This window comes from Glycomyces sp. YM15, assembly GCF_016918015.1.
Taxonomy (GTDB): Bacteria; Actinomycetota; Actinomycetes; order Mycobacteriales; family Micromonosporaceae; genus Glycomyces.
This window is the reverse complement of sequence record NZ_JAERMK010000013.1, coordinates 1-22,304: the sequence shown is the minus strand read 5'-3', so window position 1 is coordinate 22,304 and position 22,304 is coordinate 1. Positions and strand designations below refer to the sequence as shown.

30 protein-coding genes and 1 pseudogene are annotated in these 22,304 nt (G+C 67.8%); 28 read left to right on the top strand and 3 right to left on the bottom strand.

Annotated features, from left to right (window positions below; genetic code table 11):
• Nucleotides 1-104: 104 nt before the first annotated feature.
• From tuf to JHY01_RS15170, 23 genes are all read left to right on the top strand, one after another.
• On the top strand, nucleotides 105-1,298 hold the full coding sequence (gene tuf, locus JHY01_RS15280) for an elongation factor Tu (protein ID WP_205326524.1): 1,194 nt from the start codon (nucleotides 105-107) through the stop codon (nucleotides 1,296-1,298).
• A 432-nt stretch (nucleotides 1,299-1,730) separates the two neighbouring features.
• Nucleotides 1,731-2,039, top strand: coding sequence for a 30S ribosomal protein S10 (gene rpsJ, locus JHY01_RS15275; protein WP_026922761.1), 309 nt, complete (start codon nucleotides 1,731-1,733; stop codon nucleotides 2,037-2,039).
• Nucleotides 2,040-2,046: 7 nt separating this feature from the next.
• Nucleotides 2,047-2,694 (top strand): 50S ribosomal protein L3, encoded by a 648-nt coding sequence (gene rplC / locus JHY01_RS15270; RefSeq protein ID WP_205326523.1) that lies wholly within the window; start codon nucleotides 2,047-2,049, stop codon nucleotides 2,692-2,694.
• A 2-nt stretch (nucleotides 2,695-2,696) separates the two neighbouring features.
• Nucleotides 2,697-3,347: a 50S ribosomal protein L4 gene (gene rplD / locus JHY01_RS15265; protein WP_205326522.1), complete on the top strand. Its 651-nt coding sequence runs from the start codon at nucleotides 2,697-2,699 to the stop codon at nucleotides 3,345-3,347.
• Nucleotides 3,344-3,658 carry a 50S ribosomal protein L23 gene (gene rplW / locus JHY01_RS15260; RefSeq protein ID WP_205326521.1) on the top strand — a complete coding sequence of 105 codons (315 nt, stop codon included), beginning with the start codon at nucleotides 3,344-3,346 and terminating at the stop codon, nucleotides 3,656-3,658. The genes rplD and rplW overlap by 4 nt, the downstream gene beginning before the upstream one ends.
• Nucleotides 3,659-3,670: 12 nt before the next feature.
• Entirely contained in the window at nucleotides 3,671-4,513 is an 843-nt protein-coding gene (gene rplB / locus JHY01_RS15255; RefSeq protein WP_205326520.1) for a 50S ribosomal protein L2, read from the top strand.
• Between the two features lie 3 nt (nucleotides 4,514-4,516).
• The gene (gene rpsS / locus JHY01_RS15250; RefSeq protein WP_205326519.1) at nucleotides 4,517-4,798 is read left to right on the top strand and encodes a 30S ribosomal protein S19; all 282 of its coding nucleotides are present in this window, start codon (nucleotides 4,517-4,519) and stop codon (nucleotides 4,796-4,798) included.
• Nucleotides 4,799-4,836: 38 nt separating this feature from the next.
• Nucleotides 4,837-5,301, top strand: a complete 465-nt coding sequence (gene rplV, locus JHY01_RS15245; protein WP_205326518.1) for a 50S ribosomal protein L22 — start codon at nucleotides 4,837-4,839, stop codon at nucleotides 5,299-5,301.
• Complete coding sequence (rpsC, locus tag JHY01_RS15240; protein WP_205326517.1) at nucleotides 5,301-6,107, top strand: 30S ribosomal protein S3; 807 nt, start codon at nucleotides 5,301-5,303, stop codon at nucleotides 6,105-6,107. Before rplV ends, rpsC begins: the two co-directional genes overlap by 1 nt.
• Before the next feature lie 5 nt (nucleotides 6,108-6,112).
• Nucleotides 6,113-6,538: a 50S ribosomal protein L16 gene (gene rplP, locus JHY01_RS15235; protein WP_136528409.1), complete on the top strand. Its 426-nt coding sequence runs from the start codon at nucleotides 6,113-6,115 to the stop codon at nucleotides 6,536-6,538.
• Nucleotides 6,539-6,540: 2 nt separating this feature from the next.
• Nucleotides 6,541-6,774 carry a 50S ribosomal protein L29 gene (gene rpmC / locus JHY01_RS15230; RefSeq protein ID WP_205326516.1) on the top strand — a complete coding sequence of 78 codons (234 nt, stop codon included), beginning with the start codon at nucleotides 6,541-6,543 and terminating at the stop codon, nucleotides 6,772-6,774.
• Nucleotides 6,771-7,040, top strand: coding sequence for a 30S ribosomal protein S17 (gene rpsQ, locus JHY01_RS15225; protein ID WP_205326515.1), 270 nt, complete (start codon nucleotides 6,771-6,773; stop codon nucleotides 7,038-7,040). Before rpmC ends, rpsQ begins: the two co-directional genes overlap by 4 nt.
• A gap of 12 nt (nucleotides 7,041-7,052) precedes the next feature.
• Nucleotides 7,053-7,418, top strand: a complete 366-nt coding sequence (gene rplN, locus JHY01_RS15220) for a 50S ribosomal protein L14 (protein WP_091039823.1) — start codon at nucleotides 7,053-7,055, stop codon at nucleotides 7,416-7,418.
• 3 nt (nucleotides 7,419-7,421) lie between these two features.
• Nucleotides 7,422-7,736, top strand: coding sequence for a 50S ribosomal protein L24 (gene rplX / locus JHY01_RS15215; protein WP_205326514.1), 315 nt, complete (start codon nucleotides 7,422-7,424; stop codon nucleotides 7,734-7,736).
• Entirely contained in the window at nucleotides 7,736-8,311 is a 576-nt protein-coding gene (gene rplE / locus JHY01_RS15210) for a 50S ribosomal protein L5 (RefSeq protein WP_205326513.1), read from the top strand. The genes rplX and rplE overlap by 1 nt, the downstream gene beginning before the upstream one ends.
• On the top strand, nucleotides 8,304-8,489 hold the full coding sequence (locus tag JHY01_RS15205) for a type Z 30S ribosomal protein S14 (protein ID WP_030155111.1): 186 nt from the start codon (nucleotides 8,304-8,306) through the stop codon (nucleotides 8,487-8,489). Before rplE ends, JHY01_RS15205 begins: the two co-directional genes overlap by 8 nt.
• 173 nt (nucleotides 8,490-8,662) lie before the next feature.
• Nucleotides 8,663-9,070, top strand: a complete 408-nt coding sequence (gene rpsH, locus JHY01_RS15200; protein WP_205326512.1) for a 30S ribosomal protein S8 — start codon at nucleotides 8,663-8,665, stop codon at nucleotides 9,068-9,070.
• Nucleotides 9,071-9,085: 15 nt separating this feature from the next.
• A complete protein-coding gene (gene rplF / locus JHY01_RS15195; RefSeq protein WP_205326511.1) occupies nucleotides 9,086-9,625 on the top strand; it encodes a 50S ribosomal protein L6 in 540 nt (179 codons plus the stop codon).
• On the top strand, nucleotides 9,625-10,020 hold the full coding sequence (gene rplR, locus JHY01_RS15190; RefSeq protein ID WP_205326510.1) for a 50S ribosomal protein L18: 396 nt from the start codon (nucleotides 9,625-9,627) through the stop codon (nucleotides 10,018-10,020). The genes rplF and rplR overlap by 1 nt, the downstream gene beginning before the upstream one ends.
• A gap of 143 nt (nucleotides 10,021-10,163) precedes the next feature.
• Entirely contained in the window at nucleotides 10,164-11,981 is a 1,818-nt protein-coding gene (locus JHY01_RS15185; protein WP_205326509.1) for a glycoside hydrolase family 3 protein, read from the top strand.
• A 135-nt stretch (nucleotides 11,982-12,116) separates the two neighbouring features.
• A complete protein-coding gene (locus JHY01_RS15180) occupies nucleotides 12,117-12,881 on the top strand; it encodes a lysozyme (protein WP_205326508.1) in 765 nt (254 codons plus the stop codon).
• A gap of 148 nt (nucleotides 12,882-13,029) precedes the next feature.
• A complete protein-coding gene (locus JHY01_RS15175) occupies nucleotides 13,030-13,263 on the top strand; it encodes an AbrB/MazE/SpoVT family DNA-binding domain-containing protein (protein ID WP_205326507.1) in 234 nt (77 codons plus the stop codon).
• The gene (locus tag JHY01_RS15170; protein ID WP_205326506.1) at nucleotides 13,256-13,672 is read left to right on the top strand and encodes a type II toxin-antitoxin system VapC family toxin; all 417 of its coding nucleotides are present in this window, start codon (nucleotides 13,256-13,258) and stop codon (nucleotides 13,670-13,672) included. The genes JHY01_RS15175 and JHY01_RS15170 overlap by 8 nt, the downstream gene beginning before the upstream one ends.
• A 7-nt stretch (nucleotides 13,673-13,679) precedes the next feature.
• Here the strand turns inward: JHY01_RS15170 and JHY01_RS15165 are convergent, their stop codons facing one another.
• A complete protein-coding gene (locus JHY01_RS15165) occupies nucleotides 13,680-14,561 on the bottom strand; it encodes a MurR/RpiR family transcriptional regulator (RefSeq protein WP_205326505.1) in 882 nt (293 codons plus the stop codon).
• Nucleotides 14,562-14,663: 102 nt separating this feature from the next.
• Here JHY01_RS15165 and murQ point away from each other — a divergent pair, with 102 nt between their 5' ends.
• Nucleotides 14,664-15,593 carry an N-acetylmuramic acid 6-phosphate etherase gene (gene murQ / locus JHY01_RS15160; RefSeq protein WP_307814460.1) on the top strand — a complete coding sequence of 310 codons (930 nt, stop codon included), beginning with the start codon at nucleotides 14,664-14,666 and terminating at the stop codon, nucleotides 15,591-15,593.
• A gap of 213 nt (nucleotides 15,594-15,806) precedes the next feature.
• Here the strand turns inward: murQ and JHY01_RS15155 are convergent, their stop codons facing one another.
• Nucleotides 15,807-16,760, bottom strand: a complete 954-nt coding sequence (locus JHY01_RS15155) for an N-acetylglucosamine kinase (RefSeq protein WP_205326503.1) — start codon at nucleotides 16,758-16,760, stop codon at nucleotides 15,807-15,809.
• Nucleotides 16,761-16,896: 136 nt separating this feature from the next.
• Between JHY01_RS15155 and JHY01_RS15150 the strand changes: the two genes are divergently transcribed.
• Genes JHY01_RS15150 through JHY01_RS15135 form a run of 4 tightly spaced genes read left to right on the top strand, consistent with a single transcriptional unit; the run spans nucleotide 16,897 to nucleotide 21,166 of the window.
• On the top strand, nucleotides 16,897-17,826 hold the full coding sequence (locus tag JHY01_RS15150) for a MurR/RpiR family transcriptional regulator (RefSeq protein ID WP_205326502.1): 930 nt from the start codon (nucleotides 16,897-16,899) through the stop codon (nucleotides 17,824-17,826).
• A gap of 53 nt (nucleotides 17,827-17,879) precedes the next feature.
• Nucleotides 17,880-19,286, top strand: a complete 1,407-nt coding sequence (ngcE, locus tag JHY01_RS15145) for an N-acetylglucosamine/diacetylchitobiose ABC transporter substrate-binding protein (protein ID WP_205326501.1) — start codon at nucleotides 17,880-17,882, stop codon at nucleotides 19,284-19,286.
• 30 nt (nucleotides 19,287-19,316) lie between these two features.
• On the top strand, nucleotides 19,317-20,240 hold the full coding sequence (locus JHY01_RS15140) for a carbohydrate ABC transporter permease (RefSeq protein WP_205326500.1): 924 nt from the start codon (nucleotides 19,317-19,319) through the stop codon (nucleotides 20,238-20,240).
• A gap of 8 nt (nucleotides 20,241-20,248) precedes the next feature.
• Nucleotides 20,249-21,166 (top strand): carbohydrate ABC transporter permease, encoded by a 918-nt coding sequence (locus tag JHY01_RS15135; RefSeq protein ID WP_205326499.1) that lies wholly within the window; start codon nucleotides 20,249-20,251, stop codon nucleotides 21,164-21,166.
• Nucleotides 21,167-21,597: 431 nt separating this feature from the next.
• Here JHY01_RS15135 and JHY01_RS15130 read toward each other — a convergent pair.
• A pseudogene (locus JHY01_RS15130) lies at nucleotides 21,598-22,304 on the bottom strand (hypothetical protein); the annotation flags it as partial.

The following is a 22,304-nucleotide window of genomic DNA, read 5'->3' as shown; positions in this document are numbered from 1 at the left end:
CGCCCGGCGCTGACCACCTGTTGCCAGCAGAGGCGCTGAGTTCCAAAGCGACGCAATAGGTCAGATAAGTCAAACCAGATTTAACCAGTCCACAGGAGGACGAAGTGGCAAAGGCAAAGTTCGAGCGGACCAAGCCGCACGTCAACATCGGCACGCTGGGTCACGTCGACCACGGCAAGACCACGCTCACCGCGGCGATCACCAAGGTCCTGCACGACAAGTACCCGGACCTGAACCCGTACACGCCGTTCGACGAGATCGACAACGCTCCCGAGGAGCGCCAGCGCGGTATCACGATCTCGATCTCGCACGTCGAGTACCAGACCGAGTCGCGTCACTACGCGCACGTCGACTGCCCCGGCCACGCCGACTACATCAAGAACATGATCACCGGTGCCGCCCAGATGGACGGCGCGATCCTGGTCGTGTCCGCCGCTGACGGCCCCATGCCGCAGACCCGCGAGCACGTCCTGCTCGCCCGCCAGGTCGGCGTTCCTTACGTCGTCGTGGCGCTCAACAAGTCCGACATGGTCGACGACGAGGAAATCCTCGAGCTCGTCGAGATGGAGGTCCGTGAGCTGCTGTCCGACCAGGGCTTCCCGGGCGACGACGCTCCTGTCGTGCAGGTCTCCGCGCTGGGCGCCCTCGAGGGCGAGCAGAAGTGGGTCGACGCCGTGGCCGAGCTCATGCAGGCCGTCGACGACTCGGTCCCGGAGCCGGAGCGCGCGACCGACCTGCCGTTCCTCATGCCGATCGAGGACGTCTTCACCATCACCGGCCGCGGCACCGTCGTGACCGGTCGTGTGGAGCGCGGTGTGCTCCTCCCCAACGAGGAAGTCGAGATCGTCGGCATCCGCGAGGGCGCGATCCAGACCAAGGTCACCGCCATCGAGATGTTCCGCAAGACCCTCGACGACGCGCGCGCCGGTGAGAACGTGGGCCTCCTGCTCCGCGGCACCAAGCGCGAAGAGGTCGAGCGCGGCATGGTCGTCGTCAAGCCGAAGACCACCACGCCGCACACCGACTTCGAGGCCGCGGTCTACATCCTTTCGAAGGACGAAGGCGGCCGTCACACGCCGTTCTTCAACAACTACCGTCCGCAGTTCTACTTCCGGACCACCGACGTGACCGGCGTCGTGACCCTCCCCGAGGGCACCGAGATGGTCATGCCGGGTGACAACACCGACATGAAGGTGGAGCTCATCCAGCCCATCGCCATGGACGAGGGCCTGCTCTTCGCGATCCGCGAGGGTGGCCGCACGGTCGGCTCCGGCCGCGTCACCAAGGTCCTCAAGTAAGACCGCACACCGGGGTGACCCACATCCGTTGGGTCACCCCGGTTTACTTGCGTCTCATATAGAGCGCACCGTGACCGAGGGCCTCCTCCGATCCGGCGCTCGAGGCGCTGACCAACCGCACACGCGTAACCTGTCCCACTGTTGCCCGACCCCAGCTTGCTGGGCGAATGGGGGAGCAGGCATAATATTCAGGTTGCGTACGCTCCGGCGTCCCCAGTGCTGTGCACTGCGAAGGACTCCGGTGCTCACGCCCGGCCCGCGGGCCCGAGTAGGCACTTAACCGTGCTGAGAGGGACCGTTTCATGACGGGCAGGCGGGCGAGCCAAAGAGACCGGCAAGGGGGACCACTGTGCCCCGAGCAAGTCTCAAACTCGCGACACGCCCGACCGCGTGGAGCGGTCTGAACAGCCAATTTACGTTAGGTTAGGAATCATGGCGGGACAGAAGATCCGCATCAGGCTGAAAGCCTACGACCACGAGGTCGTGGACTCCTCGGCCCGCAAGATCGTGGAGACGGTCACCCGAACCGGTGCTGCCATCTCCGGGCCGGTGCCGCTGCCGACTGAGATCAACCGCTTCTGCGTGATCCGGTCGCCGCACAAGTACAAGGACTCGCGCGAGCACTTCGAGATGCGCACGCACAAGCGCCTCATCGACATTCTCGACCCGACCCCGAAGACGGTCGACTCGTTGATGCGCCTTGACCTCCCGGCCGGCGTCGACATCGAGATCAAGCTGTAGGGGACCAATGGACAGGCAGATCAAGGGAATCCTGGGCACCAAGCTCGGCATGACCCAGGTTTGGGACGAGAACGGCCGCGCCGTTCCGGTCACTGTGGTGCAGGCCGGCCCGAACGTGGTCACCCAGGTTCGCAAGCCCGACGTCGACGGCTACGCAGCCGTCCAGCTGGGCTTCGGCGACATCAAACTCAAGAACGTGACCAAGCCGCTCCAGGGCCACTTCGAGAAGGCCGGTGTCGCTCCGCGTCGCCACCTCGTCGAACTGCGCACCTCGGACGCCGCCGACTACGACCTCGGCCAGACCGTCGAAGCCACCATCTTCGAATCCGGTCAGCTCGTGGACGTCACCGGCACCACCAAGGGCAAGGGCTTCGCCGGCGTCATGAAGCGCCACGGCTTCGGCGGTCTCCCCGCCAGCCACGGTGCGCACAAGGTCCACCGCGCCCCCGGTTCGATCGGTGGCTGCGCCACCCCGGGCCGCGTCTTCAAGGGCATGCGCATGGCCGGCCGGATGGGTCACTCCCGACACACCACGCAGAACCTGCGCATCCAGGCGGTCGACGCCGAGCGCGGTCTGCTGCTCATCGTGGGCGCCGTCCCCGGGCCGAAGAACGGCCTGGTGCTCGTCCGCACGGCAGTCAAGCAGGTGGCATAACCATGAGCCTCGAAATCAACGTCAAGAACGCCTCTGGCGCTGAGACCGGGAAGACCATCGAGCTCCCGGCGTCGATCTTCGACGTCGAGCCGAACATCCCGCTCATGCACCAGGTCGTCACGGCGCAGCTGGCCGCCGCCCGCACGGGTTCGGCCAAGACCAAGACCCGTGGCGAAGTCCGCGGCGGCGGCAAGAAGCCGTACCGCCAGAAGGGCACCGGCCGCGCCCGCCAGGGCTCGATCCGCGCGCCGCAGTTCAACGGCGGCGGCGTCGTCCACGGCCCCCAGCCGCGGTCGTTCGCCGAGCGGACCCCCAAGAAGATGAAGGCCGCCGCTCTCGCGGGTGCCCTCACCGACCGGGTCCGCGGCGAGAACGTGCACGTCATCGACGCCTTCGTCGAGGGCGAATCGCCCAAGACGAAGACCGCGCAGGCCGCTCTGGCCGCGATCACCGAGTCCTCCAAGGTCCTGGTGGTCCTCACGCGCGACGAGCAGACCGCGGCCCTGAGCCTGCGGAACCTGCCCGAGGTGCACCTGCTCGACTGGGGCCAGGTCAACACCTACGACGTGCTCAACAACGAGGACATCGTGTTCAGCGAGGCCGCCATCGAGGCGTTCATCGCTGACCGGACTGAGCAGGAGGTCGCGGCGTGAGCGAAGTGACCGTCGCCGACCCGCGCGACATCATCATCAAGCCGGTCATCTCGGAGAAGACCTACACCCTCCTCGGCGAGGGCAAGTACACCTTCGAGGTCGACCCGCGCGCCAACAAGAGCCACATCAAGATCGCCATCAAGCAGATCTTCGACGTGGACGTCAAGAGCGTCAACACCCTGAACCGCTCGGGCAAGCGCAAGCGCACCCGTACCGGCTGGGGACAGCGCAAGAGTGTCAAGCACGCGATCGTCACCGTGGAAGGCGACCCCGGTCGCCTGGGTGAGATCTTCGGCGGACAGATCTCGTAGGAGCTAGAAGAAATGGCTATTCGCAAGTACAAGCCGACGACGCCCGGGCGTCGTGGCTCCAGCGTCTCCGACTTCGCCGAGATCACCCGTTCGACCCCCGAGAAGTCGCTGCTCCGTCCGATCACCAAGACCGGCGGGCGCAACAACTCGGGCAAGATCTCGACCCGTCACCGCGGCGGCGGCCACAAGCGCCGTTACCGCGTGATCGACTTCCGTCGCCACGACAAGGACGGCGTGCCGGCGAAGGTCGCGCACATCGAGTACGACCCCAACCGCACCGCGAACATCGCCCTCCTGCACTACGCGGACGGCGAGAAGCGCTACATCCTGGCCCCCAAGGGGATCAAGCAGGGTGACGTGGTCGAGAACGGCCCGGAGGCCGACATCAAGCCCGGCAACTCGCTGGAGCTGCGTCACATTCCGGTCGGTACCACGATCCACGCGGTGGAGCTCAAGCCCGGCGGCGGCGCCGCTCTGGGCCGCTCCGCGGGCGCCTCGATCCAGCTGCTCGCCCGTGAAGGCAAGTACGCGCACCTGCGCATGCCCTCCGGTGAGATCCGCCTGGTCCAGGTCACCTGCCGCGGCACCGTCGGTGAAGTCGGCAACGCCGAGCAGGGCAACATCAACTGGGGCAAGGCCGGCCGCATGCGCTGGAAGGGCTGGCGCCCGACCGTCCGCGGTGTCGTCATGAACCCGGTCGACCACCCGCACGGTGGTGGCGAGGGCCGTACGTCCGGTGGTCGCCACCCGGTGAACCCGCAGGGCAAGCCCGAGGGCCGCACCCGCAAGCGCAACCACCCGAACGACCGGCTCATCGTCCGTCGTCGCAACGTCAACCGGAAGCGGGGGAAGTAGTCCATGGCTCGCAGCCTCAAGAAAGGGCCGTTCGTCGACGACCACCTGCAGAAGAAGGTGGACGCTGCGATCGAGACCAAGAGCAAGAACGTCATCAAGACCTGGTCGCGCCGCTCGACGATCACTCCCGACTTCATCGGGTTGACCTTCGGCGTCCACGACGGCCGCAAGCACGTTCCGGTCTACGTCACGGAGAACATGGTCGGGCACAAGCTCGGCGAGTTCGCTCCCACCCGCACGTTCCGCGGGCACGAGAAGGACGACCGGAAGAGCCGTCGCCGCTAGGCCACGGGCTATGAGAAACGAACGAAGGATTTAAAACGATGGCAACAGTGGAGCAGGAGGCTCCGAAGGCGCGCGCGGTGGCGCGGTACGTCCGCGTAGCACCTCGCAAGGCGCGCCGCGTCGTCGACCTCGTGCGTGGTCTGCCCGTGGACGAGGCCTTGACGACTCTCGAGTTCGCGCCTTTCAGCGCGGCCGAGATCGTGTACAAGGTCATCGCGTCGGCTCAGGCGAACGCCGAGAACAACCTCGGTCTCGACCCGGAATCGCTTCTGGTGTCCGAGATCAAGGTCGACGAGGGCCCGACCATGCGCCGGTACCGTCCGCGCGCCCACGGCCGTGCCTACCGGATCAACAAGCGCACCAGCCACATCACCGTGGTGGTCGAGTCGGTCCAGGCCAAGCAGTCCGCCGCTCCCTCGGTTCGCCGGCCCAAGGCCGCCGCTCCGAAGCCGGTCGAGGCTGACGTGAAGTCCGAGAACGCTGAGAAGGAGGAGACCGCCTAATGGGTCAGAAAATCCACCCGCACGGGTACCGCCTCGGCATCAGCGCCGACTGGACCTCGCGTTGGTACGCCGACAAGGAGTACGCCGACTACGTCGGGGAAGACGTCAAGATCCGCCAGCTCATGACCAAGGGTCTCGAGCGCGCCGGCATCAGCAAGGTCGACATCGAGCGCACCCGCGAGCGGGTCCGCGTCGACATCCACACCGCCCGCCCGGGCATCGTCATCGGCCGCAAGGGCGCCGAGGCCGATCGTCTGCGCGGCAACCTGGAGAAGCTGACCGGCAAGCAGGTCCAGCTGAACATCATCGAGGTCAAGAACCCCGACATCGATGCGCAGCTCGTCGCCCAGGGCGTCGCGGAGCAGCTGTCCAGCCGTGTCAACTTCCGTCGCGCGATGCGCAAGGCCATTCAGTCGGCCATGCGCAACCCGACCGTGAAGGGCATCAAGGTGCAGTGCTCGGGCCGCCTCGGCGGCGCCGAGATGAGCCGTTCCGAGCAGTACCGCGAGGGCCAGGTCCCGCTGCACACGCTGCGCGCGAACATCGATTACGGCCTGTTCGAGGCCGCCACCACCTTCGGCCGCATCGGCGTGAAGGTGTGGATCTACAAGGGTGAGGCCACGCTCAAGGAGCAGGCCGAGCAGGTGCAGCGTCGTCGTGACTCCGGTCCCGACCGCGGCGGCCGTGGTGGCCGCGGCGGAGCCGGCGCAGCCCGTGGCGGACGCGGCCGTGGTGGCCGTGGCGCCGCTCAGCCTGCGGAGGCCGCTGCCGCCGCGCCCGCCGAGTCTGAGAAGCAGGAGGGCTAAGCGACATGCTCATGCCACGGAAACCGCCGCGCGGTTACCGGAAGCCTCACGCTCCGAAGCGCAAGGGCAAGGCCACTCGCGGCACGAAGGTCTCCTTCGGCGAGTACGGCATCCAGGCGCTGGAGCACAGCTATGTGACCAACCGCCAGATCGAGTCCGCTCGTATCGCCATGACCCGCCACATCAAGCGTGGCGGCAAGGTCTGGATCACGATCTTCCCGGACCGTGCGATCACGAAGAAGCCCGCCGAGACCCGTCAGGGTTCCGGTAAGGGTTCGCCCGAATTCTGGGTGGCCAACGTCAAGCCCGGCCGCGTCATGTTCGAGCTCTCGTACCCGACCGAGGAGATCGCCCACGAGGCGCTCCAGCGGGCGATCCACAAGCTGCCGATGAAGTGCCGCATCGTCTCTCGTGAAGGGGCAGGTGAGTAGCAATGGCTACTGGTATCGACACCGGTGAGCTGCGCGAGCTCAACGACAAGGAACTCCAGGCGAAGCTCGTGGAGAAGAAGGAAGAGCTGTTCAACCTGCGGGTCCGTAACGCTACGGGCCAGCTGGAGAACAACCACGAGCTCGGTCTGGTCCGCAAGGAGATCGCGCGGATCTACACCGTGATGAACGAGCGCCGGTTGGGCCTCAGCGCCGCGCCGGAGGAGGTTGAGAAGTGAGCGAGGAAACTCAGACTCGCGGTCGGCGCAAGGTCCTTGAGGGCTTCGTGGTCGGCGACAAGATGGACAAGACCGCTGTCGTCGAGGTCGAAGACCGCAAGAAGCACCCGCTGTACGGCAAGGTCATTCGGTCCAACAAGAAGTACAAGGCTCACGACGAGAACAACGAGGCCGGCATCGGCGACCGCGTCTCCATCATGGAGACCCGTCCGCTGTCGAAGACCAAGCGTTGGCGCATCGTCGAGATCCTCGAGAAGGCGAAGTAGGGGGATCGGGACGTGATTCAGCAAGAGTCGCGGCTCAAGGTCGCCGACAACACCGGTGCGCGGGAGATCCTGTGCATCCGTGTCCTCGGCGGCTCCGGCCGACGCTACGCCGGTATCGGCGACACGATCGTTGCTTCCGTGAAGGACGCCACCCCGGGTGCCGGGGTGAAGAAGGGTGACGTCGTCAAGGCCGTCATCGTTCGCACGGTCAAGGAGACGCGCCGTCCCGACGGCACGTACATCAAGTTCGACGAGAACGCCGCCGTCCTCGTCAAGGACGGCGAACCGCGAGGGACCCGTATCTTCGGGCCGGTCGCCCGCGAACTGCGCGACAAGCAGTTCATGAAGATCATCTCCCTCGCACCGGAGGTGCTGTAAGAGATGAAGATCAAGAAGGGCGACCGAGTCCGCGTCATCGCAGGCAAGGACAAGGGTGCCGAGGGACTGGTGCTGGAGGCGTACCCCGACCGCGAGCGCGTGCTCGTCGAGGGCGTCAACCGCATCACCAAGCACACCAAGGCCGGACAGACCTCGCGAGGTTCGAAGACCGGTGGCATCGTGGTGCAAGAGGCCGCGATCCACATCTCGAACGTGCAGGTCCTGGACGCCGACAACCAGCCCACTCGCGTGGGCTACCGGTTCGGCGACGACGGCCGCAAGGTCCGTGTTTCGAAGCGGACGGGTAAGGACCTGTAATGACTGACGTTGCAGAGAAGATCCAGCCGCGCCTGAAGGAGACCTACCGCTCCGAGATCAGGCCCGCGCTGCAGGAGCAGTTCAAGTACGTCAACATCCACCAGATCCCCGGTCTGACGAAGATCGTGGTCAACATGGGTGTCGGCGAGGCCGCTCGCGACTCGAAGCTCATCAACGGGGCGCTCGAGGACCTGACCACCATCACCGGTCAGAAGCCTCTCGTCCGTCGGGCCAAGAAGTCGATCGCGCAGTTCAAGCTGCGCGAGGGCCAGGCGATCGGCGCGAAGGTGACCCTCCGCGGCGACCGCATGTGGGAGTTCCTCGACCGCCTCCTGGCGATCGCGCTGCCGCGCATCCGCGACTTCCGCGGACTCTCGGACCAGCAGTTCGACGGCAACGGGAACTACACCTTCGGTCTGACCGAGCAGAGCGTGTTCCCCGAGATCGACCAGGACAAGATCGACCGGGTTCGCGGCATGGACATCACGCTGGTGACCACCGCGAAGACCGACGACGAAGGCCGGGCGTTCCTGAAGCTGCTCGGCTTCCCGTTCAAGGAGAACGACAATGGCTAAGAAAGCCCTCATCGCGAAGGCCAAGCGGAAGCCGAAGTTCGCCGTGCGCGCCTACACCCGCTGCCAGAAGTGCGGCCGGCCGAAGGCCGTCTACCGCAAGTTCGGCCTGTGCCGCGTCTGCGTGCGCGACATGGCCCACGCGGGTGAACTCCCGGGCGTCCACAAGGCCTCTTGGTAATCCAGGAGACCTGGACAACCAGGTCTCCCGGGGGACTCCAAGGCTTCTTGGCAGCCCGGCAGGCCCGGACAACAGGCCTCTTGGGCGACCCCAAGGCCACTAGCTCCGATCGCCACAGGCCCCGCCAGTTTCCATAAGGCGGGGAACCGGGGTGAGAAAGGTAAACAACGCTAATGACAATGACCGACCCGATCGCAGACATGCTGACCCGTCTGCGGAACGCCAACCAGGCGTACCACGACCAGCTCACGATGCCGCACTCCAAGATGAAGGCCTCCATCGCGGAGGTCCTCAAGCAGGAGGGCTACATCGCCGAGTGGCGCGTCGTGGACCCTGAAGAGGGCAAAGTCGGCAAGAACCTGGTCATCGACCTCAAGTTCGGCGAGCGCCGCGAACGGTCCCTTGCGGGCCTGCGCCGCGTCTCCAAGCCGGGCCTGCGGGTCTACGCCAAGTCCACTGAGCTGCCGCGCGTCCTCGGCGGCCTGGGTGTGGCCATCGTGTCCACGTCCCAGGGCCTGCTGACGGACCGTCAGGCTCGCAAGCGCGGCGTTGGCGGCGAAGTCATCGCCTACGTCTGGTAGCAGGAGGGTATAAGCATGTCCCGCATTGGGAAGCAGCCGATTCCGGTGCCCTCCGGCGTCGAGCTCAAGATCGATGGCGCGACGGTGACCGTGAAGGGCCCCAAGGGCCAGCTCAGCACTGAGCTGCCCGAGCCGATCGGCATCGAGAAGAACGAGGACGGGACCTTCGCGGTCACCCGCCCCAACGACGAGCGCAAGTCCCGTGCCCTGCACGGCCTGGCTCGCAGCCTCGTCAACAACATGGTCGTCGGCGTCTCGGAGGGCTACAAGAAGTCCCTCGAGATCAACGGCACCGGTTACCGGGCCGTCGCCAAGGGCAAGGGCGTGGAGATGAGCCTCGGCTTCTCCCACACCATCCAGGTCGACGCTCCGGAAGGCATCTCGTTCAAGGTCGAGAAGCCGACCCTGCTGCACGTCGAGGGCATCGACAAGCAGCTCGTCGGTCAGGTCGCGTCGAACATCCGCCGACTGCGTCCGCCGGAGCCCTACAAGGGCAAGGGCGTCAAGTACGTCGACGAGCGCATCCGCCGCAAGGCCGGGAAGGCAGGCAAGTAATGGCGAGCAAACTCGAAAACCGCCGCCCGTCCGGCTCGGTCTCCGAGCGTCGCCGGATCGGCAAGAACCGGCGCCACTTCCGTGGCCGCAAGAAGATCACCGGTACGGCCGCCCAGCCGCGCCTCGCGGTCTTCCGTTCCTCGAAGCACATCGTGGCCCAGGTCATCGACGACGTCACCGGCCACACGCTGGCCGCCGCGTCGACGGTGGAACCCGGTCTGCGCGCGTTCGAGGGCGACAAGACCGCCAAGGCCAAGGAAGTCGGCAAGCTGGTCGCCGAGCGCGCCAAGGAAGCCGGCATCGAAGCGGTCGTGTTCGACCGCGGTGGTGTCAAGTACCACGGTCGCGTCGCGGCCCTGGCCGACGCCGCCCGTGAGAACGGCCTGAAGTTCTAGGACTTCGGAACGGTTTCGAAGCCGGGGAGGAGCACCCGCTCCTCCCCGGCTTTCGCCGTACGCTGGCCGATTTGATGTGATTCGCGTCAGTGTCGCCGAGGGTCGGGTTTGCGGGATTCGCCGGGCTGGGTCAGGATGGGCGGGTGCGTTCGCCGAAGCTCTCCCGCAAGACCATCCTCACCTCGAGTGTCGCCGGGGCCTTCGCGGTCGTCGGCGGTGGCGCCGTGATCGCCGAGGCCGCGGCGCGGCGCGGCGAGGAGGAGCCGCAGGCGGACGAGCCCGCGGAGGCGACTCCCGACTGGGTCGAGACGCAGCTGGCGTCGATGTCTCTGGCGGACAAGGTCGGCCAGTTGTTCATGGTGTACGTGCACGGCGAGACGGCCGATACCGACCAGGCCGACGCGGTCGACTCGAACCGCGAGCGCCTCGGATCGGACAACGGCGCAGCGTTCGTGGCCGATTTCAAACCCGGTGGCATCATCTACTTCGACTGGGCCAACGGCCTGTCCGATCCTGACCAGATCGTGGCGCTCTCCAACGGCCTCCAGGAGGCCTCCGAGATCCCGCTGCTCATCGCCGCCGACCAGGAGTACGGCACGGTCGTCCGCATCGGCGAGCCCGTCACGCAGTTCCCGGGGGCGATGCCGCTGGGCGCGACCCGGGACGCCGAGGCCGCGCGCCGCGCGGCCGAAGCGGCGGCCGTGGAGCTGCGGGCCATGGGCGTCAACCAGAACTTCGCGCCCGACGCCGACGTGAACGTCGATCCGGCGAATCCCGTGATCGGTGTGCGGTCCTTCAGCTCCGATCCCGAGCTCGTCGCCCGGTTCACGACCGCTCAGGTGAGCGGCTACCAGGCCGGGGGCGTGGCCGTGTCCGCCAAGCACTTCCCGGGCCACGGCGACACCGGCACCGACAGCCACGTGGGCCTGCCGGTCATCACCCACACCGCCGAGGAGTGGGAGCGGATCGACGCCCCGCCGTTCACGGCCGCCATCGCGGCCGGGACCGACATGGTCATGTCGGGCCACCTCCAGTTCCCGGCCCTCGACGACTCGTTGAAACCCGCCACGCTCTCGGCCCCGATCCTCACCGGGCTGCTGCGCGAGCGACTCGGGTTCGACGGCGTGATCGTCACCGATTCCCTGGAGATGGAAGGGGTCCGCACCGAGTACGGCGACGATCGGGTGCCGGTGATGGCGTTGCAGGCCGGGGCCGACCTGCTGCTCATGCCGCCGAACTTCCCGCTCGCCTACGAAGCGGTGCTCCACGCGGTCGAGCTGGGGGAGCTCACCGAGGAGCGCATCGACGACTCGGTGCGGCGGCTGCTGGCGCTCAAGGCCGCCCGCGGCATCATCGAGGCACCCCGGACCGACGCCGCCGGCATCGCCGTGGTCGGTTCCGACGAGCACCGCGGGGTCGCCGCCGACATCGCCGACCGCTCGATCACGCTGCTCGTCAACGACGGCACGCTCCCGCTCACGGCCGACAGCGCTACGGGCGCCTCGGGCGGTGTCCTGGTGGCCGGCTGGGGCGAGAACACCGTCGCCCGCCTGACCGACGCTCTGAACGGCCAAGGGCTGCAAGCGGAAGCGCTCGTCACCGGCGACGCACCGGACGCCGACCGGATCAAGGCCGCCGTGACCGCCGCCGCCGGCCGCGACCTCGTCGTCGTCGCCACGTACAACGCCGCGGCCGGCGGCGCGCAGGCGAACCTGGTCGCCGAGCTGGTGAAGGCCGGTGCGCGGGTCGTGACCGCCGCCGTGGGCACACCCTACGACGCCGCGCGCCTCGGCGCGGTCAACGCGAGCCTGGCGTCCTATTCATACACGGCCGTTTCACTTGCGTCCCTGGCGAAGGTCATCACCGGTGAGGTCGATCCGGGCGGCGCGCTGCCGGTGGACGTGCCGAACGCGGACGGCGAGATCGCGTTCGCCTTCGGCCACGGCCTGCACTACACGTAGCCGTTCATTCGCCCGTGGCGGAAAGTTATTTTCACAAGCTTGACTCTCGGTGGAGCTTATCTTCATACTGGGTTCCGGGTGCAAAACCGTGCACTCCCCCCAATCCACTGATCTCCTCACAAGCAGGGAGTAAAAGTGAAGCTTCCCCCCACCCTTTCCCGTCGCAGACTCCGAGCCGCCATCGTCCTCCTCGCGGCCACCGTCCTCACCGCCGCCGGACTCGCCGTCGCGAGCCCGGCCCAGGCGCAGACCCGCGTCGCCGGTATCGACGTCTCCAACTACCAGGGCACGATCAACTGGACCTCCGTCAGGAACTCCGGCGTCCAGTGGGCCTACATCAAGGCCACCGAGGGCACCACCTACAAGGACCCCCGGTTCAACACGAACTACCCGGCGGCCCACGCGGCCGGCGTCATCCGCGGCGCGTACCACTTCGCCCGCCCGAACTCCTCGAGCGGCACCGCGCAGGCGGACTACTTCGCCGGCAACGGCGGCGCCTGGTCGGCCGACAACCTCACCCTGCCCGGCGCGGTCGACCTCGAGGCCCCGCCATCGGGCGCGGCCTGCTACGGCCTGACCACCACGCAGATGCGCACCTGGATCACCGACTTCTACAACCGGTACAAGGCGCGCACCGGCCGCGACGTGGTCATCTACACGACCGCTTCGTGGTGGAACTCCTGCACCGGCTCGTGGACCGGCATGGCCTCGAAGAGCCCGCTCTGGATCGCGCACTGGGGCGCCTCATCGCCGACGCTCCCGGCGGGCTGGAGCAGCACCACCTGGACGTTCTGGCAGTACACCGCCACCGGATCGGTCTCCGGCATCTCCGGCAACGTCGACCGCGACCACTTCAACGGCGCGAGGGACCGCCTCCTGGCCCTCGCCAACAACACGTAACCCGCACCACCGAAAGGCGGGGGCCCACAAGGCCCCCGCCTTCGCCATGCCGATGAAACCGGCCGGGAATACGAGCGGTCGACACGCCGCAGCGATTAGAGTGGTATTACTACCACCTGGTATTACGTAGCCTGAGGAGGTGACTCTTATGCTGATGAATACCAAGGGCCAGGTCACCGTGCCGGCCGAGATTCGCGCCAAGCAGGGCTGGCGCCCGGGAGACGAGTTCGAGTTCGTCGAGGAGGACGGCCAGGTCGTGCTCCGCCCTGTCCCACAGGAAGAGACCCGCGGACAGCGGTTCGTGAGGGGCCTTCGCGGCAAGGGCACTGCGAATATGGACAAGACCACCGACGAGCTCATGGAGATGCTTCGCGGTGAATGAGCCCGTCTGGACTCTGGTAGACAGCAATATCTGGCTCGACCTCTTCGGCGACGACCAGAAGTGGGCCGATTGGTCAGAGCAGGCACTCGCCCGAGCCTTCGAGATGGGGCTGCTCTGCATCAATCCGATCATCTACGCGGAAGTGTCGGTGCGCTTCGATGCGGTCGAGCCGCTCGAAGCGCTGCTGCCCGCGCGGGAGGTACTGCGCGAGGCTCTGCCCTATGAAGCGGCGTTCTTGGCGGGCAAGGCCTTTGCGATGTACAGGACGCGGGGCGGCACGAAGCGCGCCCCATCGCCCGATTTCTATATCGGCGCGCACGCGATGGTCTCTGGGTATCGGCTGCTCACGCGGGACACCGCCAGGTTCAGAACCTATTTCCCGAAACTCGAGGTCATCGGCCCGGACTGAGCTCGGCTCAGGCGCGTTGGCGGCCTGACACCGCCGCCGCCGTCGCGGCGAGGGCTTTGGCGGTTCGCTTGCGCTGCTTGGCCGCTACGCCCACGAACAGGCAGTCGACGACCATGAGCTGGGCGATGCGGCTGACCGTCGCTCCTGATCGGAACGTCGTTTCCCTTGCAGCCGTAGTCAAGACGAGGTCCGCCGCTGTCGCGATAGGCGAGCGGGCGTGGTTGGTGATGGCGATCGTCATCGCTTCGCGGTCGCGGGCCGACTCGAGGAACTCCACGGTCTCCGTGGTCGCCCCGGAGTGGGAGATCGCGACCGCGACGTCCTTCGGACTCGCGAGCGCGGTCGCGACGAGCGCGGAGTGCACGTCCGGCCACGAGAACGCGGTGCAGCCGATGCGGTGAAGCTTCTTGACGAGGTCAGACGCCACGATCCCCGAGGCCTCGACGCCGAAGACGTCGATGCGGCCCGCGCCCGCGAGGGCCGCGACGGCGGCTTCGCACGCGGCCGTGTCGAGGGCGTTCGCGGTGTCGGTGATCGCGCCGACGTCGGCGTACGAGACGGTGGCGATGATGCGCGACATGTCGGCGCCCGTCGGGATGTCGCCGCCCGCGATCTCGCGGTCCGGGCCTTCGCCGGTGCCGATGACGGCCTGCGCGGCGCGCATGCGAAGCTCACGGTGCCCGGCGAGGCCGAGCGAGCGGCAGAATCGCACGACGGTGGCCTCGGAGGTGCCCGCGGCGCGCGCGAGTTCGGTGATCGTCCGGGTCGAGGCGGCCTCGGGCTCGCGGATGATCTCCTGGGCGACCTTGGTCTCGGCCTTCGAGAGCGAGGGCAGGACGGATTTGATGAGCACCAGGAGGTTGGGCGTGTCGGTGCGGCTGGCAGGCATGACGACACCGTACACCTGCGGGCGGGAGTGCACGGTACGGCGGGATTCTTCATGTCCATACGGTGGAATGAAAATTCACTTCATTACGCTAGGCTCGCAACTGTGAGTGAGACGACCGAGCGCCTGCGGGCGCGCACCCAGCTGGCCGCCCTGGCAACCGAGCAGGCGGACCCCCGCTACGCCGGGATCGAGGGGCTCTCGACGATTGACTTGGCGCGCACCATGAACGAGGCCGACGCGAGCGTCCCGACCGCCGTCGCCGCGGTGCTCCCGCAGGTCGCCGCCGCGATCGACGCCGTGGCCGAACGGCTCGCGAAGGGCGGGCGGCTGCGGTACGTCGGCGCCGGGACCGCCGGGCGGATGGCGATCATGGACGCGGCCGAGTGCCCGCCCACGTTCTCGACCGACCCCGAGCTGGTGAAGGCGGTCCTCGCGGGCGGGAAGGCCGCCGAAGGCGGCGCCGTGGAGGGCACCGAAGACGACGCGGCCGCCGGGGCCGCGGCCATGGCCGCCGAGGACATCGGCCCCGCCGACGCGGTGGTGGGCCTGGCCGCGAGCGGCCGCACGCCGTTCGTGGTCGCGGCGATCGAGGAGGCCCGGCGGCGCGGGGCGCTCACGGTGGGGTTGTCGTGCAACGCCGACACACTCCTGTCCGCTGTGGCCGAGCACCGCATCGAGGTCGAGGTCGGGCCGGAGGTCGTGGCCGGGTCGACGCGGTTGAAGTCGGGCACGGCGCAGAAGTTCGTGCTCAACATGATCTCGACGATCACGATGGTGCGCTTGGGAAAGGTCTACCGGAACTACATGGTGGACATGCGGGTCGCGAACTCGAAGCTGGCGGCGCGGGCCGTGCGGATGATCCGCGAGATCACCGGCGCCGACGCGGAAGCCGCAGAGGCGGCCCTGGCCGCGTCGGGAGAGCACGTGAAGACCGCGGTCGTCATGCTCGAGCTCGGCATTGACGCCCCTGCGGCGAAAGCGAGACTGGAAGCGGCCGAGGGCCGTCTGTCGAGGGCGCTGAGGGTGGCTTGAGGGCAGGAGCGGTCTGTCCGGGCGGCGATTCGCCGCCGCCCCGGATCGATGCCGGCATCGGGGTGCGACGGGTTCGGCCTGCCGCGCGCGAGCTGCGCTGCGTCGGCCTGCATCGCGCGAGCCGCGCTCCATTGCGGCTCGCACGCGCCGTCCTGCATCCCGCGAGCTGCGCCGCATTACGGCTCGCACGCGTCGCCACGCGCGCTGTGCGGGCTAACGCCAGGCGAGTTGTCGGTGGAGGCGGACTCGGGCTTCCTGGTCGGTGACGAAGGCGCTGGCGGCCATCCAGGCGGCCCCGATCGCCGGGTCCGTCGCCTTGCTGATGCCGGCCTTCGGGTACACGAGGCGGAACCGCTCCTGGAGCAGCGCCGCGATCGGGGTCGGGCGGGTGAGGAGGCTTCCCGCCATCACGATCGGCAGCTCGCGGTCGACCACGTACGACACCGATTCGGCGAGATGCCCGACGGCGCGCGCGACGATCGACTCGGCCACCGGGTCACCGCCGTCCGCCGCCTCGCACACGAGCGCGGAGAACCGCGAGAGCCGCACCGGCGGGTCCGCCATGCATTTGGCCACCAGCGCGCCCGAGCGCCGCTTGTCGGGCGCGATGGCGGCGATGATGGCCTCGACGAGCCGCCCGCCCGGACCGTTCCCGTCGATGTGCCGCAGCGCGGCGCGCACGGCCTCGCGCCCGAGCCAGAAGCCCGATCCGGCGTCGCCGAAGAGCCAGCCGTAGCCGTCCGAACGCAGGGCCGGGGCCCGGTCGCGGATCGCGAACGCCACCGCGCCGGTGCCCGAGACGACGACCGTGCCGTCCGATGCGGACGATCCGGCCGCGAATGCGATCACCGCGTCGGAGACGACCCGGACGTCGCATTCGGTCGCGAAGCGCCGCTTGAGATCTGCGGAGAGCTCGCGCACCTCCTCGGTGAGGGAGAGCGCTCCGGCCGTGCCGACGCAGACCGAGCCGACCTCCGCCGGGTCGATGCCGCCGAGGGCCCGCTGGAATGCGAGGGCCATGTTGGACAGCGCGATCTCCCGGTCGCCGCCGACCGGGTTGGCCGGTCCTGACGCGCCGGTGCCGAGCACCGCACCGTTCTCGTCTATGAGGACGGCGCGGCTGCTGGTCCCGCCGGCGTCGAGGCCGACGGCGAGTCTTGCGTGCATGTTGGGGTCCCCGCTCCTTGCGATACCAGCAGTATCCGCCTTCGGTGCAAACCAGTAAAAATAATTCTCATGAACTTGACACGAGTGTGGCATAGGTAATAGTTTTTCTTGCATCCACCTCCCGAAGGGGATGCCAATGGACCGAACTAGCCCAGATGCGCCCAACGCACCAGCAGCGGCCGGAGTCCTCGAACGGATCCGCCACGGCGCCAGCGAACTCTCCGAAGCCATGTCGAAAGTGGCCGACCAAGTACTCGCCGACCCCGAAGCCGCCGCGCGGGCCACGATCATGGACCTCGCCGAGCTCTCCGGTACCTCCCCAGGAACCATCACTAGATTCTGCCGTCATCTCGGATATGACGGTTACGCAGCCCTCAGGGTTGCAATCGCAACCGAAACGGGACGTGCGTCCGCCCGACTCGAGACCGGCTGGGACGTCAACATAGGACAGGAGATCGCCCCCTCCGACCCCCTCGACCGGGTCCTCAAGCAGCTCATCACCATCGACGCCGCGATGCTCCGCGACACCGTCGACACCCTCGACCTCGACGCCGTCGAACGCGTCGCCGCCCGCGTCTGCGACGCCCGCCGCGTCGACGTCTACGGCGTCGGCACCAGCGCCACCGTCGCCCGCGAACTCCAGATGGGCTTCTACCGCACCGGCGTCGCCGCATGGGTCTGGACCGAAGTCCACGACGCGCTCGCCAGCGCCGCCCTCCTCGGCGAGGGCGACATCGCCTTCGCCGTCTCCCTCTCCGGCTCCACCGCCGAGGTCATCGAGATGCTCTCCGAGGCCGACAGCCGCGGCGCCCTCACCGTCGCCCTCACCGGCCACGCCGACTCGGCCCTCGCCGAGATCGCCGACATCTGCCTGGTCTCGGCCACCACCCGCACCGGCCACCGCGCCGACCTGCTCGCCTCCCGGCATTCGGCCCTGCTCGTCGCCGACCTCGTGCACATCGCAGTCGCGCAGCGGCGCTTCCCCGCAGCTCTCGAGGCCCTGGAGTCCCGGGCCCGAGCCGTGGTCGGCCACCGGCCGACGCGCCAACGGAACGGATCGAGCTGACCCTCGCCGTCCACAGCGGTCATGCCCAACCTCTACCCCTTGAAGGAGCGACCATGAGGAACACTTCAGCCGACAAGCACCCGATGTTCAACCGCCGCAATCTGTTCGGCGCCACCGCTGCCGGACTCGCGGCCTCCTCGCTGGCAGCCTGCGCCACCAGCGGCAGCGACGGCGACGACCAAGAGGTCACCGTGGGGGAGGACGCCGAGAACCCCTTCGGCGTCGACCCGAAGGCGCCCTTGGACGTCGTCATCTTCGACGGCGGCTTCGGCAACGAGTACGCCGTCGCCCACCAGGCGATCTACAACCGCGCGTTCCCCGACGCGAAGATCGAGCACACCGCGACGCAGGCGATCGCCGAGACCCAGCAGCCGCGGTTCGCCGAAGGCAAGCCCGCCGACGTCCTCGACAACTCCGGGGCCCAGCAGATCCCGATGGACGCCCTCGTCAGCGACGGCGAACTCGCCGAACTCACCCCGCTGCTCGAGGCCCCCTCCTACGACGACCCGAACGTGACCGTGCTCGACACCCTCCGCGAGGGCGTGCTCAATGCCGGCACCTTCAACGGCAAGGTCTACGCCCTCAACTACGTGTTCAACGCGTGGACGATCTGGTACGACGCCAAGCTCTTCCGCGACAAGGGCTGGACCCCGCCGACCACATGGGACGAAATGCTCGCCCTCTGCCCGAAGATCCAGGCCGCCGGGGTCGCCCCGTGGACCTACGCCGGGCAGCACCCCGTGTACCTCTACGACATGTTCCTCATGCTCGCGGGCCGCCACGGCGGCGTCCAGGTCCTCAAGGACATCGACAACCTCAAAGACGGCGCCTGGGGCCACGAGTCGGTGGCGCTGGCGGCCGAGGCGATGCACGGCCTCGGCGCCGCGGGCTACCTGCTCGACGGCAGCGCGGGCATCGACCACATCCAGTCGCAGACGGCCTTCAACAACAACGAGGCCGCGTTCCTGCCGTGCGGGTCGTGGCTCCCCAACGAGCAGAAGGCCATCGCCCCAGAGGGCTTCGAGTACGCCCCGATGGGCGTGCCGCCGCTCGAGGGCAGCGTCCAGCCCGGCCTCATCAGCGCCGGCGGCGACGAGCCGTTCGTGGTGCCGAAGAACGCGACGAACCTCGCGGGTGCGTACGAGTACCTGCGGATCATGCTCTCCCAGGAGGGCTCGCAGATCTTCGGCGACACCGTGCAGGCGACCACCGTGGTCAAGGGCGTCGCGCTCGACAACGAGGCCGCGAAGATGACCGACGCCCTGGTGTCCAATCCGGACGACATGTTCCAGCCGCAGTTCCGCTACTGGTACACGAAGATGAACGAGGAGGTGCGCCCCGCGCTCGGCCAGCTCATCAACGCCGAGACGACGCCCGAGGAGTTCATCGCGCGGATGCAGACGGTCGCCGACGAGACGGCCGCTGACGACACCATCGAGAAGTTCACCCACGACGAGTAGGCGCGACGAGCAGAGAGGAGGGCCTGGGCTGTGAAGCACGGCAGGTACCCGTTCATCCTGAGCTTCCTGGCATTGCCGGTGGGGCTGTACGCCTGGCTGGTGATCCTGCCGTTCGCCCAGGCCTTCCAGATCTCCCTGACCGACTGGTCGGGCTCGTCGAACTCCTTCGAGTACATCGGGTTCGACAACTACGTGAACCTCTTCAAGGACGAGCGGCTCGTCCTGCCCGCCCTGCGGCACACCGGGATCATCCTGGTGGTGCTGCCGGTCGTGACGATCGCGCTGGGCCTGTTCTTCGCGTTCATGCTCAACCTCGGCGGGCGGGTGCGCAGGGGCCGCATCGAGGGTGTGCGCGGGGCCCGGTTCCACAAGGTCGTGTACTTCTTCCCGCAGGTGCTCTCGGTGGCGATCATCGGGATCCTGTGGAAGCAGGTGTACGCGCCCGAGAACTTCGGCGGGCTCATCACCGGGGCGCTCACCGCGGTGGGGCTTCCGGCCCCCGTCAACGGCTTCCTGGCCGACAAGCGCCTGGTGCTGGCGGCGGTCATCGCCGTCCTCGTGTGGAGTGCCGTCGGGTTCTACCTGGTGTTCTTCTCCTCGGCGATGGCGTCGATCCCGCGCGACCTGTACGAGGCGGCGGTCATCGACGGCGCCGGGCGGGTGCCGATGTTCTTCAAGATCACGCTGCCGCTGCTGTGGGACTCGGTGCAGACCGCGTGGATCTACCTCTCGATCGTGGCGCTCGACGTGTTCGTGCTCATCTACATGATGACGCCCGAACGCGGCGGGCCCGACGCGGCGAGCGAAGTGGTCGGCGGCGTCATCTGGAAGTACGCGTTCAATCACGGCGAGCAGGCGTTCGCGTCGGCGCTCGGCGTGGTCCTGTTCTTCGCCGCCCTGTCCTTGGCGGTCGTGTCGCTGCGGTTCGGCCGCCGCGAGCGGATCGAGTTCTGAGGAGCGACATGGCAACCGACACCGCCCCCGGCAGTACCTCTGAAGGCGCGGCCGAAGCGACACCGCCCGTACGGACCCCGGACCGCACTCCGCGACCCGAAGGCAACGCGCTCAACTTCTTCTCGCAGGGCTTCCTGTGGCTCTGGGCGCTCATGGTCATCATCCCGGTGGCCTGGATCGTCATGTCCTCCTTCAAGACCACGCGGGAGATCGCCTCGGACCCGCTCGGCCTGCCCGAGGCGCCCCATTGGGCGAACTACGTGAACGCCTGGACGAACGGCAACATCGGCGGCTACTTCCTCAACACCGTGCAGGTGATGGTCTTCAGCGTCACCGGCACGATGCTGCTGGGGGCGATGGCCGCGTACGTGCTGGCCCGCTACGAGTTCCCCGGCAACCGCGTCATCTACTTCGGGTTCGCCGCCGGGATGATGTTCCCGGTGTTCCTGGCTCTGTTCCCGCTGTTCAAGACCTTGCAGAACGTGTCCCTGCTCAACACCTACACGGGCCTCGTGATCGTCTACATCGCCTATTCGCTGCCGTTCACGGTCTTCTTCCTGACCGCGTTCTTCCGAACGCTCCCAACGGGAGTCGCCGAGGCCGCGGTCGTGGACGGCGCGGGGCACTACCGGCTGTTCTTCCAGGTCATGCTGCCTATGGCCAAGCCCGGGCTGATCGCCATCACGATCTTCAACATCATCGGCCAGTGGAACCAGTTCCTGCTCCCGCTGGTCCTCCTCGGCCGCAACCCCGAAGACGCGATGATCTCGCAGGGCCTCGCGAATCTCGCCCTGCGCCAAGGCTATGAGGGCGATTCGGGCGCGCTCTTCGCCGGCACCGTGCTCGCCATGATCCCGATCTTCATCGCCTACATCCTCTTCCAACGCCAGATCCAGGCAGGCCTGACCGCGGGCGCCATCAAATAGCCCGGGACAGTGCCGGCACCCGGGTCGGGCGCTGCGGGCGTGACGCGGGTTGCGTCGCAGTGCGAGAGGGCTACCGGTGCTTGCGTCCGCCCACCAGCACCACGTGTAGAGCCCCGCTCCGAGAGCGATGGCGATGATGCCAGAGATCATGGAGCCGTTCAAATGCGTGCCCATTCTGGAGACGACGATCAGGTGCTCCAGGCAAGCAGGCGACGAGGAGCCGGGGGAGCGGCGGGGCCGGTAGCGACTCTCCGGGGGCGACCGGGCATTGGTACGTGCGGTCAGCGACAACAAGGTGGGGCGGGGCCGGGTTCGTCTCCGGCCTCTCGGTCCATTCGAGCTGAGGCTCAGACATGCAGCGATGAAGAGGTGAGGGAGGGGCCGGGTCTGCCTCCGGCTTCCCGGCCGGATCGGGCTCGGGGTTCAGGCGGTCAGCGACAACAAGGTGGGGGCGGGTTTGGGTTCGTCTCCGGTTCTCTGGCCTGGTCGGGTCGGGGTTCAGTCCGGCGGTGATGGTGGGGTGTGTGGCTGGGGTGGGGTGGGTTTCCTGGTGTGGGCATGCTGAGGGGCCCGGCCCCTGTTGGGGTTCGGGTGGCGCTGCGTGGTGTGTGCGGCGCTTCCCCCAGCAGTCGCCTGCTGGGGCAGGGTAAGAACGGCGGGTCGCCGTAGTCGTCGGTCGCCGACCCCGCCCCTCCTGGTGTCGGTGGTGGGGGCGCCTCGGCTGCTGCTTCGGCGCTTGAGGCTTCGCGTATGCCGAATGTCGCTCGGCATCGCGCTTTCGCCGCTCGCATGGCTTTGATCGCCCGGTCGCGGTCGATCATCTCGGCGATGCCGTCGAGGTCGGGTTTCAAGGTCTCGGACCATTCGGTGCGGTAGAGCCCGGTGGGGAACACGTCCCAGTCCGAGCCTGCATGCTCGGCGTCCATGTCGGCATCGGTGCGCCAATCAGCGCACCCGCACCCGGCCGAGCCACCGGCGGTGCCGCCCTGGCCTTGGCTGCCTTGGAGGCCGTCGTGGCCGTCGTGGTGGGTGATGATCGCCTGACCGGGGCCGGTCTTCTCCACCGACCAGCCCGGGGTGTGGATGCGGCCGTGGTGGAACCGGCACAGCAGGATCAGGTTCTCCGCGACCGTGGGGC